The organism is Pedomonas sp. (assembly GCF_036515995.1).
In the GTDB taxonomy this organism is placed as follows: domain Bacteria; phylum Pseudomonadota; class Alphaproteobacteria; order Sphingomonadales; family Sphingomonadaceae; genus Pedomonas.
On the sequence record NZ_DATBUP010000267.1, the window covers coordinates 1 to 15,848 of the forward strand.

Annotated in this window: 12 protein-coding genes and 1 pseudogene; 8 read left to right on the forward strand and 5 right to left on the reverse strand. The window is 64.3% G+C overall.

The annotated features are described in order from the left end of the window. Nucleotides 1–158: 158 nt before the first annotated feature. From VIG90_RS19030 to VIG90_RS19050, 5 genes and pseudogenes are all read right to left on the reverse strand, one after another. Nucleotides 159–309, reverse strand: a pseudogene (locus VIG90_RS19030) (IS630 family transposase); the annotation flags it as partial. 76 nt (nt 310–385) lie between these two features. Next, on the reverse strand, nt 386–1,531 hold the full coding sequence (locus VIG90_RS19035) for an acetyl-CoA acetyltransferase (RefSeq protein ID WP_331595098.1): 1,146 nt from the start codon (nt 1,529–1,531) through the stop codon (nt 386–388). Further along, a complete protein-coding gene (locus VIG90_RS19040) occupies nt 1,528–2,928 on the reverse strand; it encodes an OB-fold domain-containing protein (RefSeq protein ID WP_331595099.1) in 1,401 nt (466 codons plus the stop codon). Before VIG90_RS19040 ends, VIG90_RS19035 begins: the two co-directional genes overlap by 4 nt. Next, the gene (locus VIG90_RS19045) at nt 2,925–3,827 is read right to left on the reverse strand and encodes an SDR family NAD(P)-dependent oxidoreductase (protein ID WP_331595100.1); all 903 of its coding nucleotides are present in this window, start codon (nt 3,825–3,827) and stop codon (nt 2,925–2,927) included. The genes VIG90_RS19040 and VIG90_RS19045 overlap by 4 nt, the downstream gene beginning before the upstream one ends. After that, nucleotides 3,824–4,951 (reverse strand): acyl-CoA dehydrogenase family protein, encoded by a 1,128-nt coding sequence (locus VIG90_RS19050; RefSeq protein ID WP_331595101.1) that lies wholly within the window; start codon nt 4,949–4,951, stop codon nt 3,824–3,826. The genes VIG90_RS19045 and VIG90_RS19050 overlap by 4 nt, the downstream gene beginning before the upstream one ends. A 187-nt stretch (nt 4,952–5,138) precedes the next feature. Here VIG90_RS19050 and VIG90_RS19055 point away from each other — a divergent pair, with 187 nt between their 5' ends. The 8 genes from VIG90_RS19055 to VIG90_RS19090 all read left to right on the forward strand — a co-directional run bounded on the left by VIG90_RS19055 (nt 5,139) and on the right by VIG90_RS19090 (nt 15,698). After that, on the forward strand, nt 5,139–6,095 hold the full coding sequence (locus tag VIG90_RS19055) for a VOC family protein (protein ID WP_331595102.1): 957 nt from the start codon (nt 5,139–5,141) through the stop codon (nt 6,093–6,095). After that, nucleotides 6,095–6,505, forward strand: coding sequence for a VOC family protein (locus VIG90_RS19060; RefSeq protein ID WP_331595103.1), 411 nt, complete (start codon nt 6,095–6,097; stop codon nt 6,503–6,505). Before VIG90_RS19055 ends, VIG90_RS19060 begins: the two co-directional genes overlap by 1 nt. Beyond that, entirely contained in the window at nt 6,502–9,975 is a 3,474-nt protein-coding gene (locus VIG90_RS19065; protein WP_331595104.1) for an indolepyruvate ferredoxin oxidoreductase family protein, read from the forward strand. Before VIG90_RS19060 ends, VIG90_RS19065 begins: the two co-directional genes overlap by 4 nt. Nucleotides 9,976–10,008: 33 nt before the next feature. Beyond that, nucleotides 10,009–11,196, forward strand: a complete 1,188-nt coding sequence (locus VIG90_RS19070) for an acyl-CoA dehydrogenase family protein (protein ID WP_331595105.1) — start codon at nt 10,009–10,011, stop codon at nt 11,194–11,196. Next, complete coding sequence (locus VIG90_RS19075; protein ID WP_331595106.1) at nt 11,196–11,711, forward strand: FAS1-like dehydratase domain-containing protein; 516 nt, start codon at nt 11,196–11,198, stop codon at nt 11,709–11,711. Before VIG90_RS19070 ends, VIG90_RS19075 begins: the two co-directional genes overlap by 1 nt. Continuing rightward, nucleotides 11,708–12,178 carry a hypothetical protein gene (locus tag VIG90_RS19080; protein ID WP_331595107.1) on the forward strand — a complete coding sequence of 157 codons (471 nt, stop codon included), beginning with the start codon at nt 11,708–11,710 and terminating at the stop codon, nt 12,176–12,178. The genes VIG90_RS19075 and VIG90_RS19080 overlap by 4 nt, the downstream gene beginning before the upstream one ends. Before the next feature lie 31 nt (nt 12,179–12,209). Beyond that, a complete protein-coding gene (locus VIG90_RS19085; RefSeq protein ID WP_331595108.1) occupies nt 12,210–13,040 on the forward strand; it encodes an alpha/beta hydrolase in 831 nt (276 codons plus the stop codon). Between the two features lie 384 nt (nt 13,041–13,424). Continuing rightward, entirely contained in the window at nt 13,425–15,698 is a 2,274-nt protein-coding gene (locus VIG90_RS19090; RefSeq protein WP_331595109.1) for a TonB-dependent receptor, read from the forward strand. The last annotated feature ends 150 nt before the right edge of the window (nt 15,699–15,848 follow it).

A 15,848-nucleotide genomic window follows, 5' to 3' on the forward strand; every position in this document is an offset into this window, starting at 1 on the left:
GATGCAGGCGCAGTGACTGCTATACCCGCCGATGCTGACCTGCCGGACATCCTCAGGCGCAAGAGCCCTGAGCAGGCGAGCCCAGTCCGCAGACATGCCAGGCGTTGGCCGGCCACCCTGCCTGCAACCCTCCAGAAAGCAGACGCTGGTTCGGTTCGTCTGGAATCGGGTTCGAGCTGCCTGACTGAGGTATGGACGCCGCGGCGCGGTTGCTTGGGCGTGCGTTCGGCAATCCAGTGCTCAACCTGATGGATCCAAGGACGCAGATGACGGCGTGCCGTGGATATGCTCATGTGGCCCGCGCGCTATCCTCACTGACATTGACCTGATGCTCTCGCTTGCCCGTCAGACGACTGTCCACGCAGTGTCGGGACAGGAGGCCTACTCAGTCGATCCCGAGAATACTGATCGCGCAGCCGGTGGGATATCCTCCGATATTGTGGCTGAGCGCGAGTCTTGCGCCTGCCACCTGCCGGGGTCCGGCGCGGCCCTGCAACTGAAGGACATTCTCGACGATCATGCGCACGCCTGTCGCGCCGGTCGGGTGGCCGAAGCTCTTGAGCCCGCCATCGGTATTGACGGGCAGATCGCCTGTCAGTTCGAAGGTACCATGGCGAATGTGCTCGCGCGCCGCGCCCTTCTCGATAAAGCCAAGGTCCTCGTAGGACAGGAGCTCGGTCAGGGTGAAGCAGTCATGCAGCTGCGCCACACCGATCTGCCGGAACGGGTCGCGGATGCCTGCCATGGCATAGGCCGCTTGGGCTGCGGTCTCCGTTGCCTTCCAGCGCAGGAAATCGTGGTCCGGGTCGGTGTGCGGATTGGGCGCGCAGTGGGAGACAATAGCCTTGATGTATACCGGCGCGGGATTGAACGACCGGGCGAGATCGGCCCGGGTCACAATGACAGCCGCCGCTCCATCGGTTTGCGCGGCACAGTCATACAGGCCGAAAGGCCAGGCGATCATGCGGGCGCTAAGGGCCTCCTCCACAGTGATCTTCTTCTTGAGGAAGGATTTGGGCGCAAGCATGCCATTGCTGTGGTTTTTGACGGCAATGCGCGCCAGATCCTCCCGGTCGGCACCGAATTTCCGAAAGTAGGGCGCAGCTGCAAGGGCGAACCATCCGGCAGGCGTGGCGGGCAGGTCGCGCACGTCGCGGATGTTGACGGATGGCCCGGAGACGCCCCGATCCTTGGGTTTGTCATAGCCGATGGCAAGTACGGTGTCGTAGACGCCGGCTGCAATGGCCATGCAGGCGGCGCGCACGGTCTCCGTGCCGGTCGCACAGTAGTTGTAGACGGCGGTGGTCGGCTTGTAGAGCTTCAGCGCCTCCGAGACGTCGACCGGGCCCATGGCCGAGTAGAGGGAGCCGCAGAAAACCGCATCGATCTGGCGATTGGGGTCCTCGATGCCCGCATCGGCATAGGCCTCGAACGCCGCCTCCACGATCAGGTCTTCGGCCCCCAGATCCCAGTGCTCGGCAAAGCGGGAGCAGCCAGCACCGACGATGGCGGTCTTGTCCTTCAAGCTCATTGGTCTGCCTTTCCCGGAACCGCTTTCCAGAAATAGTTGGGACGCCGCCCGGCCTGATGGATGCGCCGGAATGCGAACTGCACCGGCAGGCCAATATCGATTTGTCCGGCAGGGATGTCGGCGATCTGCAGATAGAGACGCGGCCCGTTGTCCACCTGGACGATGCCAACGGCAGTGGGCGGGTTGGGGGAGGGGAAGAAGGCGTCCAGCGTGTAGGTCACGATGCGCCCGCCCCGTTCCGCAAAATCTTCCGCTATGAAGCTGTCGCGGGTGCCGCAGCGGATGCACACCCGCCCCTTGGGGAACTGTGGCTCGCCGCATTGGCAGCGCTGCCCCTGGAGCCGCAGGTTCTCGGCGCGCTCGCGAAAATGGATCGTTGCTGAAATGCCCGGATCATCGGCCGGCTCATACTCCACCAGGTCAAGGGCGCGCGCCTTGCGGTAAGCGGCAGGCGATGCCACCGGAACCCGCGCCTCCAGCGCAGGCTGGAGGGCCGGCTGGCCTGCCGGCGCGCCGACCCGGAACAGGAGGGCCTCGGCCCCGTCACCATGGGCAACCATGGCCACATGGTCGCCGGTGACGGCCCTGTCGAGCGCGGCGGCCAGCAAAAGGGGTGCATGGGCAGCGCCGCTGAAGCCGACCGAGCCGAACAGGCCGTCTTGTACCATCTCCGGCTTTAGCTGCAGACTGCGGCTGACAGATGCCAGAGTGCGGGCGCTTGCCGCGCTCAGCGCCCAGATCCAGTTTACATGACTCTGGTCTGCATATCTGGCGGCCAGGTGCCTGCCGGCCTCGACAAGGGGATTGACCTGGCCATAGGTGCTGGTAAAGCGATCCTCCCAGCTGTGGGCAAAGCGATCGCCGCTGCGCCGCCATACATCAACCAGCTCTTCGGTTGCACTGGCCGTGCCGATAAAGTCGGCCCGCCCGCCCGTGCCGGTGACGACAAACGCAACGGCAGCGTCCCCGCCGCTGCGCTCCAGGTCAGAGCCCGGCGCTCCCTGGCGCACGTCGGCGATCACCACAAGAGCCTCCCGGGCGCGGCCTGCCTCGATCGCATCCAGGGCAGCAACGAGCGCGCTGGCGCCAGAGCGCAGCGAGTTGCCCACATCGGCCGTGCGGACGGATTTATCGAGGCCCAGCGCCGTGGCCAGCAGCGCTGCGCCCTGCTTTTCTGAGTAAGCGTGGGTCGTGGTTGCAAACAGCAGGAGGTCAACCGCGCTCCGGTCCCGTCCGGCAAGCGCGCGCCGGGCAGCCTCCAGCCCCAAGGTGATGCTGTCTTCATCCGCCCAGGCGAGGGTGCGCTCAGGTCCGTCCTGCCTGGCAGAACCGCTCAGGACGGCCAGCGGCAGCCGATGCCGCGGCAGGTAGATGCCGTAGCTGGCAATTCCGCTCATTGCTCCGCCTCCTGTCCGGGCGCGTCGATGCCGCCATGGAACGGATAGGGAGCTCCCAGAATACCGAAGGAGCCGAACTGCGAGGGCATGTTCTGCTGGAAATGGTCGGCAAGGGAGGCCACATCCCAGCCACCGGGCCTGATCATTGTCTTGCCGTAGTGAGGCTGGACCATGTGGGCGAAGCGCTCGCCGCCGGTGCCGAAGATCTGGCCCGAGACGTTGCGGGCCTTGTCAGACGCCAGGTAGACGACAGCCGGGCCATTTAGCGCCGGATCAAAGTCCTGGCCGGGGTTGCCGTTGGCATCACGGTAGGTCTTCGACATGGCAGTGGTGCCGAGCGGATTGATCGCCACCACGCGAATGCCATACCGGGCAAGCTCGAGGGCCCAGGTGTAGGTCATGGAGGCGATGGCGCCCTTGGCGGCGGCATAGGCAGTCTGGCCGAAGCTGCCGAAGTGACCGCCCGAGCTGGTGTTGACGATCACCCCGCCCCGATTGGCCCTGACCATGGACTGGGCGGCGGCCTGAGCGCACCAGAAACTGCCCTTTACATGGACTGTCAGGACGGACTCCAGATCATCGTCCGTCATCTTGAGCAGCGTTCGGTCCCGCAGGTTGCCGGCATTGTTCACCAGGATGCGCACCGGCCCGAAGGTCTCCTGGCAGTAGCCGATGAGGTCCTGTGCCCCCTGGCGGGACGCGATATTGTGGGTCGAGACAGCGGCCTGGCCGCCCGCTTCCCGGACCTCTGATGCCACAGCTTCGGCAGCCTCCGGGTTGATATCGTTGATAACGACGAGCGCCCCGGCGGCAGCCAGGTGAAGGGCATGACCGCGACCGATGCCGCCCCCTGCGCCCGTGACGATGGCCGGGCGGCCTTCGAGCAGGCGCCGGGTCATGCGTAGACCGGATGCTGGCCGGCGAACAGGCCGTTGCCGATCAGGGTCTCGAGGGAGGCCGGATCGCTGTTGAGCAGCTGCTGCTGCTTGGCGCGCCGGAAGAAAAGCTGGGGGTCGGCTTCCATGGTGAATCCAAGTCCTCCGTGGATTTGAATGGACACGGCCGAGACGTCTCGGAAAGTTTTGCAGGCCTTCAGCTTGGCCATCAGGGCGAAGTGGCTGAAAGCCGTGCCCTCGTCTGCGGCGCTGGCTGCACGATAGGCAAGGATCCGGGACGCGGCCACGTTGACCGCCGCATCGGCCAGGTAATGGGCGATTGCCTGGAACCCGCCGATAGGCCGGCCGAACTGCTCGCGCTCGCAGGCATACTGGGTGGTGATCTCCAGCACCCGCTCGGCACCGCCGACGGCAAGGGCTGCGGCACCCACGTGAAGTTCGTCCAAGGCACGATCCCAGAGAGCGGCTATGCCGCCCTCAAGGCCGAGGACCGTCTGCACCGGCGTGCGCGTAAAGCGCAGGCGCCAGAGGGACTGATCGGCAAGGTTGGGTTGCGCTGAGCGCTCGATCCCCGGGGCATCCGGGCAGACAACAGCCAGGACCGGCTGGCCGTGCGGCCCCCGCGCCAGCACAAGGAGGCAACCGGCCAGCTCAAGGTGGGGGACGAAATGCTTCTCCCCGGTCAGGACGAGGCCACCGCCGTCTTGCGCAACGGCTGCACTGACCGTCGCCGGCGTATTGGTGCCGTCGCGCTCGTGCCACACCGGGAGTACGACATGGCGGCCCGAGGCGATGTCGCGCAGCAGCTGGCTCGCCTCCGGCTCCGCGCAGGCTCCGAGCAATGCCGTTGCCAGCACGCCGCTTTCCAGATGTGCCCCCGGGGCAAGGGCGCGTCCCAGTTCGATGAAAGCGACCACGAGGTCGGTCAGGCCCAGGCCCGAGCCGCCAAGGCTGGGCGGGACCCGCAGGCCCGGAATGCCCATGTCGGCAAGCTTTTGCGTGAACGCTGCGGTGACAGCCGGATTGTGTTCCGCGGCCCGCACGGCCGTCGTTGGCATCATGTCTTCGCACAGCGCCCGCACGGCTTCTTTGAGCATGCCCTGCTCGTCAGTCAGATCCAGATCCATTTCGTCCCCGTCGACTCTTTTTGGTGTTGCAGCCTGCGCATCGGCAGCCTTTTGGTCGCGTTACGGTACGATAAGTACCGCAATGCATCCTGCTTGTCGACAGGTTTGTGAGGGGGTGCTCCAAGGCTGGTTGACAAACGGTACTAGTAGTACCACAAATATGTGGCAGCCATCTGCAGGAGGGAATATGGGGGTACTGGGTCTTGGTTATCTCGGGTTCGCAGCGCCGAATCCTGAGCAGTGGCGCTCCTACGCTCTGGACGTCATAGGGCTGGCGCCGGGGCGCGTCCCGGGGCCTCCTGCGTATCTGCCCGAGGCTGGTGCGCGCGCAGGAGAGGGAGCCGACGGGACTTTGTATTTCCGGATGGACGACTGGTCCTGGCGCATTGCGGTACACCCGGATGCACAGACTGCGGGCTTGCTCTACATGGGCCTGGAAGTGCGCGGCCAGCGCGAGCTGGAAGACATGCTTGCACGCCTGGCAGCGGCCGGCCACGAGGCGCGGCTGGGCACCGTCAGCGAGGCGGCAGCGCGGGCGGTGACCGGGATCGGGTATACGCGCGATCCTGCCGGCAATGCGATCGAGCTATTTTACGGCCCGCTGATCATCGACGGCTTTGCCTCTGCCTTTGGCATGTCCTTCCTCACGGGCGACATGGGGCTGGGGCATATCAACCTGTTTGTCGCGGACTTTGATGCCTGCGAGCGGTTTTATCTGGACATGCTCGGGTTCCGCCTGACCGACTATTATCATGTCGGCGACCAGATGACGGTGAATTTCTATCATGTAAATTCGCGCCATCATACGGTCGGGCTCATGAAGCTGGCGCCGGTCAACGCGGTGCATCATGTCCTGTTCGAGGTGGAGAGCGTGGACATGGTGGGCAAGGCGCTCGATCGTGCCATGGCGGCGGGCTGCAGGATCACCGCCTCCCTTGGCCGGCATTCCAACGACAACATGCTCTCGTTCTACATGGCCAGCCCGTTCGGCTTTGAAGTCGAGATCGGCTGTGAAGCCATCCGGGTCGGGCCCGACTGGACGCCGCGCTTTCGAGGGCCGGGCGACGTGTGGGGACACCATGGACTGACGGCTGCGGACATCCAGGAAGCGGCCGCAGGCATCAAAACGAAGGAGCCGGCATAATGGCGGCGGATCTTGCAGTGACCCGGCTCGATGCGGGGCTTGTTGCCAATGACCGGGACGCGGCGCTGGCATTCTGGAGCGACCTGCTTGGATTTCCGGTTCTGGGCGAGGTCAGCTTCCCGGGCCTGACGGTTATCCGCTTGGGCGTGGGCGATGCCGTGCTGCGCATCGTGGTGCCGGAGCAGCCCGCCGAGCATCTCGCCAGCCAGGGCGGTTTCCTGCGCCAGACCGGCCTGCGTTATCTCACGCTGCAGGTGCGCAACCTCGAGGCGATTTACATAGCGGCCAAGGAGCGTGGTTACCCGACGCCCCATGCTCCCCGGGAAATCCGGCCGGGCACCTGGGCCGCCCAGATCGAGGACGGCGCAGGGACGACAGTTGAACTGCAACAGGTGGATGACGTCGCGTGACGCAGCAGATCACCCTTGAGGATAAGTATACCGCCCGCGAGGGCCGCGTCTATCTGACCGGCAGCCAGGCTTTGGTGCGCTTGCCGATGATGCAGCGCCAGCGGGATCTGGCGGCGGGGTTGAACACGGCCGGGTTTATTTCCGGGTATCGTGGCTCGCCGCTTGGGATTTACGATCTGGCCCTCTGGCAGGCACAGAAGCATCTTCAGGAAAATCACATCGTCTTCCAGCCAGGGGTGAACGAGGATCTGGCTGCCACGGCGGTGTGGGGCTCCCAGCAGGTCAACCGGCTTGGCGAGAGCCTCTATGACGGCGTTTTTGCCATGTGGTATGGCAAGGGACCGGGCGTTGACCGCTCGGGCGACGCGCTCAAGCACGGAAGTTATGCAGGGGCGGCCGAGCATGGCGGGGTGCTGGTGCTGTGCGGTGACGACCATGCCGCTCGCTCGTCGACCGTGGCGCACCAGAGCGATCATGCCCTGATCCACTTCGGCATACCGATCCTCAATCCAGCGGATCTTCAGGACTACCTTGACCTGGGCCTTCTGGGCTTTGCCATGTCACGCTATTCGGGAGCGTGGATCGGCTTTAAATGCGTCACGGACACGGTCGAGAGTTCGGCAAGCGTGGATGCGCGCATCGACCGGCTCATGATCCGGACGCCCGAGGATTTTGAGGTTCCGCCGTCCGGGCTCAACCTCCAGCTCGGGGTCATGCCGCTGGTGGCTGAGCGTCGCCAGCTCGAGCAGCGCATGGCGGCCGTCCAGGCCTTTGCCCGCGCCAACGGCATCGACCGGAGAGCCATCGGCCGGGCGGACGGCAACCGGCTCGGGATCATTACGACGGGCAAGGCCTACCTCGATGTGATCGAGGCCCTGCGCCAGCTCGGGGTCCATGACGAGGCCGAGGCATTCGGCGTCGCGGTTTACAAGGTCGGGATGGTCTGGCCGCTGGAGCCGCAGGGTATCCGGGCGTTTGCCGCGGGATGCTCCGAGGTGCTGGTGATCGAGGAAAAGCGCCCGGTCATCGAGGAGCAGCTGGCCCATATCCTTTATAATCTGGCCACCGACGCGCGGCCGCGGCTCAGCGGCAAGAAGGACATCGATGGCACGGCGCTCGTCTCCCAGACCGGCGAGCTCGCGCCCGCCATGGTTGCCCACGCGATTTACCAACGCCTGATGAGCGCCGGCCTGGCGCCGGAGCAGCTTGCGCGGATCAACCCGCCGGATGGCATGACGGTTGCGGCGCCTGCTGCAACGGGGCTGGTGCGCATGCCGAGCTTTTGCGCCGGGTGCCCGCACAATACGTCAACGCGCGTGCCGGACGGCTCCATTGCCATGGGCGGGATCGGCTGCCACGGACTTGCCACCTGGCTGCCGGAGCGCAAGACGGTCACGCTGTATCACATGGGCGGCGAGGGGGCGCCGTGGATCGGGCAGGCTCCCTTCCTCAAGCGCAAGCATATTTTCCAGAACCTGGGTGACGGCACCTACTTCCATTCCGGCCTCCTGGCCGTGCGGGCCTGCGTGGCCGCCAACGTGAACATTACATACAAGATTCTGCTCAATGGCGCGATCGCCATGACCGGCGGCCAGCCGATCGAGGGTGAAAGCTTCGATAGCGGCATTACGGCCCCACGCGTTGCCGCGCAGCTGATCGCGGAAGGCGTCCGCAAGGTCGCCATTGTAAGCGATGACATCTCGCGTCACGACCCTGCGCATTTCCCGCCTGAGGTCGCCTTCCATCACCGTGATGATCTGGACCGGGTCCAGCGCGAGATGCGCGAGCTCGAGGGCGTCACGGCAATCGTCTACGACCAGAGCTGCGCCACGGAACGGCGCCGTCTGCGCAAGCGCGGCAAGATCGAGGATCCGAATGTCCGCTTGCTGATCAATTCAGATGTCTGCGAAGGCTGCGGTGATTGCGGCATCCAGTCCAACTGCGTTGCGCTGGAGCCGATCGAGACCGATCTTGGCCGAAAGCGGCGGATCAACCAGTCCGTCTGCAACAAGGATATAAGCTGTCTCAAGGGCCTGTGCCCGAGTTTCGTGACGGTCAAGGGAGGCAGGCTGCGCACCCGCCAGCCTGCGGCAGTCCAGTCCCTGGAAGCATACAGCGGCAATGACCTGCCGGAGCCTGACATCCGTCAGGCCGGGCCGGTCTATTCCATTCTGGTGGCGGGCATTGGCGGCAATGGTGTCGTCACCGTCGGGGCCATTCTCGGCATGGCCGCGCATCTGGACCAGAGGGGGGTCAGCGTCCTTGACATGTCAGGGCTGGCCCAGCGCAACGGCCCGGTGACCAGCCATGTTCGTCTGACCGACGGCAGCGGCAGCCATGCGCCGCGCATTCCCGAGCGCGCAGCCGATCTTGTGATCGGATGTGATCTGGTGGTGGCATCCAGCGCCGAGAGCCTCTCGAGGATGGACGCGCGCCGGACAGCAGTTGTCTACAACCGGTTCGTCGCCCCGACGTCTGCCTTCGCCACCAACCCGGACCTGGATTTCAGCGATCAAAGGCTGGCCGAGGCCATTGCGCGCCAGGCCGATCCGGACCAGATGACCGGGGTCGATGCAACTGCCGTCGCCATGGCGCGTCTGGGCGATGCCATCGGGGCGAACCTGTTCCTGGTCGGCCTTGCCTGGCAAAAAGGGCTGATCCCGATCCGGCGTGAAAGTCTCGAGCAGGCCATCCGGCTCAATGGCACGGCGGTCGATCTGAACATGCGCGCTTTTCTGTTCGGACGCATGGCCGCAGTGCGACCGGCGCAGGTCGAGGAGTGGCTGTCCCGCGGCACGACGCGCGCCATGACCACAGCCGAGACGCTCGAGGACGTGATTGGAGTACGCCAGCGCCTGCTCCGGGAGTATCAGGACGACAGGCTGGTTCGGCGCTATCAGGCTCTGGTCGAGCGTGTCCGGCAGGCAGAGACGGAGCTGACCGGCACGGCCGGCGCCCTGACGATGGCAGTCGCCAAGGCCTACGCCAATGTCCTTTATCACAAGGACGAATACGAAGTGGCCCGTCTCTATTCCAGCGAGAGGTTCCGGGATCAACTGGCCGCCCAGTTCGAAGGTGACTTTACCATCGAGTTCAATCTGGCCCCGCCGCTCCTGGCGCGGCGGGGAAGCGATGGCCGCCCGCGCAAGGTCCGGTTCGGTTCCTGGATGCGCCACGGCTTTGCGGTGCTGAGCAAGCTGAAGGGGCTGCGGGGAGGTCCGCTCGACGTGTTCGGTTACTTGCCTCACCGCAAGATGGAGCGACAGCTTGGGGCCGAATATGAGGCTCTGGTTGACAAGCTTCTGGCGGGGCTGCGGGCGGACCGGCTCGCGCAGGCTGCAAAAATTGCAGAAAGCTATGCCCGGGTGAAGGGCTACGACGTGGTGAAGGAAGCCAAGCTGGCCGAGGTGCGCGCAAGCGTTGCCGAGGCCCTGGCGGACTATGAGGCCGCGCCCCACCTGGCAGCCTGAAGGCGCCGTGGGGCTTGAACAGGGATACGTAGAATGGATTTCAATCTAGGTCCGGAAGAGCTGGAATTCGTGCGGCAGGTTCGCGCGTTCCTTGATGCGCAGGCGGCCCGGCCCGATGCGGAGGAGGTGATGGCCCCGGATCGTGACGCCCATTCCCAGCTGGCCGACAGCCCGGAACGCCGTGCATTTAACAAGCGCATGGCGGCCATGGGGTACCTTGGCATGTCCTGGCCAGCCAAATACGGAGGCCAGGAGCGCGAGGGCATCTACGAGTATCTCCTGAACGAGGAGCTGGCGCTGCGCGGGATGCCGCTGATCGGCAAGGGCGTCGGCTGCGTCGGCAAGACCATCATCCGCCATGGCTCGGACGAGATGAAGGCAGAGTTCCTGCCCAAGATCCTGGCGGCGGATGTTGAATTCGCGCTCGGCTATTCCGAGCCGTCCGCCGGATCGGACCTGGCCGCGCTCAAGCTGAAGGCGGTCAGGGAAGGCAGTGAGTGGGTGCTGAACGGCCAGAAGGTGTTCAGCACCTCGGCGCATTTTGCGGACTGGTACTGGGTTGCGGCCCGCACGGACCCGGATGCGCCCAAGCACAAGGGGATCAGCGTGTTCCTGATCCCGATGGATCATCCTGGCCTCACCGTCCATGAAATAAAAACCATGGGTCATCATCGCACCAACCAGGTGTTCTTCGATAATGTGCGCGTGCCGGAGGGCGCCCTGGTCGGGGAGGTCAACAAGGGCTGGACCTATGTCTGCGAGGCCCTCGATTTTGAGCGCTTCACCTTCTATACGGTCAATCCGCTCCTGCGCAAATTCGAGCGTCTCCTTGAGGCAATTCGCGTGGCAAAGCGTGAAGGCCGTCCGCTTGTCGAGGATCCCGCCGTGCGCCGGGATGCTGCCCGGATTGCGACCGAGGTCGAGGCGGCCAAGATGCTGCAGCGCCTCGTTGTCTCCGAGGCCAGCAAGGGCAGGGTGCCGGCGCTGGAAGCCGCGATGTACAAGGTGTTCTCGACCCGGCTTGGCCAGCAGATCACCGACTATGCCCTGGATGTTCTGGGGCCAGCAGGCGTCCTGCGGCATGGTGCCGAGGATGCCGTTGATGGCGGGGTCTGGGAGCATTTTTATCAGACAACCCCGCTCGACACGATCGGTGGCGGATCATCGGAGGTGCAGAAGAACATCATTGCCCGTCGCGGCCTCGGGCTGCCGCTCTCCTGATGGCTGCGCTGCCCCAGGAGGTCGAAGCCTGGCTTGGCCATGTGGTCGTGACCCAGACCAGTGGCGCTGCGGCGGAGGTCGGTGCCTTTCGCCTGTTCTGCGCGGCCGTTGAGGACGCAAATCCCCTCTATCGGGACAGCAAGGAAGCGCATGACGTGGCGGGCGGCCCGATCTGTCCGCCCGCCCTGCTGTCCGCCTGGAGCCGGCCGGACCCATGGGAGCCGGACGGCAGGCCGGTGTCCCGGGCGCTTGAGCTCCATTTTCGCCTGAAGGAAGCCCTTGGGTTGCCCAAAGCAGTGGTCACCCGCTCCGAGACCGAACTGCATGCCCCGATCCGGCCGGGCGACCGGGTCATCGCCCAGCAGCGGCTAGATGCGGTCAGTCCGGTTGCAGAGAACCGCCTTGGTCAGGGCCGCTACTGGACAATCAGCGTCCTGTATCGCCGCGCCTGCGATGACGTGCTGCTCGGCATCGAGACCCTGGGCTTCTTTGGCTACGGCAGGGACGAGGGATGAAACCGCGATTTCAGCAAGGGACGCGGCTGCCACCGCACTTCGTGCACTTCACCGCGCGCCATATCATTCTGGGGGCCATGGCAAGCCGGGACTGGCAGCCACAGCATCATGACCATGAGCATGCCCGTGCCGCCAACCTCCCCGGCATCATTCTGAACACTCCGGCGCAGACCCAGTGGTTCCTGAACTATGTCACGGCCTGGGCCGGGCCGCAGGCAAGGCCCGCCCGCTGGCGGCTCGGCATGAAGTCGCCGATTTCGCCCGGCGATGCAGTCACCTTCTCGGGCATGATCGAGTCCGCACAGGCAGATGCGGCAGGGCACGACTGGGTGGTTTTCAGCCTGGAGATGATCCGGGGATCAAGGCCGGTCAGCCACTGTCGCCTGATGTGCGCGGTTGGAGAGGGCGTTTGGCGGCTCTCGGGTGCCGACTGGCAACCGCCCCTCTTTGACACCTTGCCTGCGTGACGCCGTGGCTCTGGAAACCTTGCCGGACTGGATGAAGCAGGCGCTGGCGACAGAGCCGGACGTCTGCGCGATCGAGGCGCCAGGAGCCAGGCTCGAGGTGCTTAAATGGGGATGCCGCAGCAATCCGGTGCTCCTGCTGCTCCATGGCAAGGAAGCCCATGCCGGGTGGTGGCGGATGCTTGCTCCCCTGCTCAGCACCCAATTTCGGGTCGTCGCGCCGTCATGGTCGGGCATGGGGTCGTCTGAGTGGCGAAAGGCATACAGCCTGAGCGCATTTGCCCGGGAGATCCTGGCAGTTCTTGACAGCGAAGGGCCACTGACCCGGGCTTTTGTGGCGGGGCACAGCTTTGGCGGCTATCCGGCTCTGTGCGCGGCACGGCTGTGGCCCGAGCGCTTTTTGGGGGTCTGCACGCTCGACAGCCCGCTTGATCCGGCGGTCGGCTGGACCGGGCCGCCGCCGCGCGGAATTGCAGGCCATACCTATGAAACACAGGACGCGGCCGCTGAACGCTTCCGCTTTTCGCCGGCAGACCGGCCAGTCCCTCGGCCGGTTGCCGACAGGATTGCCCGATCGAGCCTGCGTCAGGTCGCCGGGGGGTGGCAGTGGCATTTTGATCCAACTCTCTGGCAGCGTTTTCATGCTGATGTTCCGGTCAGTCTGGATGTGGGGGCGGTGCCTCTGGCTCTTGTGCGCGGTGCCCAGTCCTCCCTTGTGACCGACGATCTCTGGTCGGTGATGATATCGGCTGCTCCGGCCGGCACATGGTTCGCCAGCATTCCCGAGGCCGGTCACCATGTGATCATTGACCAGCCCCGCGCCGTTGCATCCGAAATCATACGCTGGATCCGGGAAATTAAATGATCTGCTCGAGGGGCTGGTCCGTGTCGATAAAATAGCAGCTGCTCGAAAAATGCTCTTTTCATTTAGGGTAATACGGTTATCGTAAATATGCCTGCCCGACAAATAAGAACCAACGGGCAGGAGGGGAGGTCCAGCCGCCGCCGCGGAATTGGTGGCTGGAACGCAGATTTGAGTGGAAGCGCTTGGCACCGCACCTGGTGCGTGCGCCGGCCGGCAGAAAGCAGATCCCTGATCTGTTCCGGACGGCTGCGCCTGGAGTTCTCCGCTGCATGTGTCGAGGTGTGTGTCGCCACGTTCTGGCTGGCGGGGCGTGACCCTGATGCTTGCGGCGCGCTCTGGAGCGGGGCTCTGCAAGGTGTCGGGGCGCAATCAAGGGGGAAGACAATGGGAATTGGTCATAATCGGCTGGCACGGCTTGCAGTGGGGGCTGCCCTCTGGCTGCCTCTGTCAACGCCATCGGCTTTGGCGCAGGCTGGGGCGGGCGCCGGCGATGCTGCGGGCGGCAGCGAATTTCAGGAAATCATTGTCACGGCCCAGCGCCGGGCGGAGCGCTTGCAAAGCGTTCCGATCGCGATCACGGCCCTTTCATCCGACACACTTGTTGACCAGGGCGTGACAGATCTCGAGGGGATCTCCCAGATCACGCCCAGCCTCAGTGTGGCGTCCTACCCGAATTCATCAGATACGCTGACGCTCAACATGCGTGGCCAGGGCATAGCCGATGCCGGTCAGATCACCAAGGATGGGGGCGTTGGCCTTTATATTGACGGCTTCTACATCGCGCGCCCGCAGGGCGCATTGTTTGACATCGGCACGCCCGAGAGAGTCGAAGTGCTGCGCGGTCCCCAGGGCACGCTCTATGGGCGCAACACCACAGGCGGTGCCGTGAACATCATTACGAAGAAGCCAACGGGCGAGTGGGGCGGCAGCGCGTCGGCCGAGGTAGGCAGCCGGGATCTTGTCCGCACGCTTGCCGACATTGATCTGCCCGCCCTCGGGAGCCTCGCGGTGAGGGGCTCGATTGCCTACGTGGATCAGGACGGCTGGGTGAAGAACCCGGGGGCGGCGCATCGCTATGGGGAGTTCGGCCAGATCGCGGGCCGTATCGCGGCCCGCTGGTCGCCGACGGATACCCTGACGATGGATTATGCCTGGGATCGGGGCCGGGTAAGCTCGACACAGGCCTATTATGTGAACCCGGATCTGGAAGGCGCAATCCCTGGCTATACAGCGGATCGCGACCGGACATACGCACCGCTGGATATCAGGCCAAGCAGGACGTATTTCGTCGACCATCAGCTGTCCCTGAACTGGGATGTCACCGACGCCATCACGCTGCGGTCGTTGTCCGCTTACCGTGGCTTCAAGGCGCTGCAGAATGTGAACTACGGGCTCGCGCAGTCCACACCGGAATTCCCGGTGGAAGTTGTCCAGTTCCATCGGTACCGGACGAAGCAGTATTCGCAGGAATTCCAGATCATCGGCTCGGCGGGCGAACGCCTCGAGTATACAGGAGGCCTCTACTTTTTCCGCGAAACCGGCACGCATTTCCAGAGCCAGGACACGTACCTGGTGCCGTTCGACATGACCTTGCCGACAACCCGTCTGGTCTCGGCCCGCAACACGTCCTATGCGGCATACCTGCAGACCACCTGGACGCCTGCGGTGCTCGAGGATCGGCTCGATGTGACGCTTGGCGGCCGCTACACCCGCGATAAGCGCAGCGCCGAGCGAGACAGCACGTCATTTGGATTTCCGGTTGACGTGGACGTGGCCAACCGCCAGCGCTTCTCCAATTTCAGTCCGTCGCTCAACCTGTCCATGCAGTGGACGCGGGATGTGATGACCTATGCCAAGGTGTCGAAGGGCTACAAGGCCGGTGGCTCGAGCGAAGGTGCGCCGGACTTTACCCAGACCTACGATCCCGAGAAGGTCACCAGCTATGAGCTGGGCCTGAAATCCCAGGCCTTTGATCGAATGCTGACGTTCAATCTTTCCCTGTTCCAGAACGAATTCAGGGATCTGCAGATCGATTTCGTGACCGACCCTGCCGACCAGTCGGTCGTGGTGACCACCAACGCCGGATCGGCGCGCGTGCGCGGCTTTGAGGCTGACATCGTGCTGCAGCCCTCGCGCGACATGACGCTGCAGCTCAGCTACAGCCATCTCGACCCGAAGATCAAATCGGTCAGGGCGCCGGCTGCCACCGTCTTTGATCCTGCCCTCAATCCGGCCTCGACGTTCAAGGTCGGTGACGAGATCGGCGCGTTTTTCGTGCTGCCGTTTGCGCCGCGCAATGCGTTGACCCTGTCCGGCAACTGGACATTCCTGCGTTTGGCCGAGAGCGCGTTCAGTGTCAATGCGAGCTACAGCTATCAGGAGGCCTATTACGCCTCGTCTCTTGCCGGCCCTGCAGTCACCGGTCGCCAATATTATCGCAGCGACAACATCAACAAGATCGATGCCCGGATATCCTGGACGCAGAACCTGCCATCCGGATCGGACCTGACCGTATCGCTGTTTGCCGACAACCTGACCAACGACCGTTACGCTTCTTTCGTAATTGCACTGGGCTCTCCGCTGATGGGCTACTCGACCCAGACCGCGCCGTATAACGAACCGCGGACTTTTGGCATCGAGGCCCGCCTGCGGTTCTGACGCTCATCCGAGCGCTGGACGTCAAGCCAATGCGTGCCGAAGGCCACCGGCCTGGCTTTCGGCATGCCGCATCTTTTTCTGTCGGGTCGCCTTTTGCGAGAATTCCGGTTGCTTGACAGGGTGTGAATAAAAGCGGTACTAATAGTACTA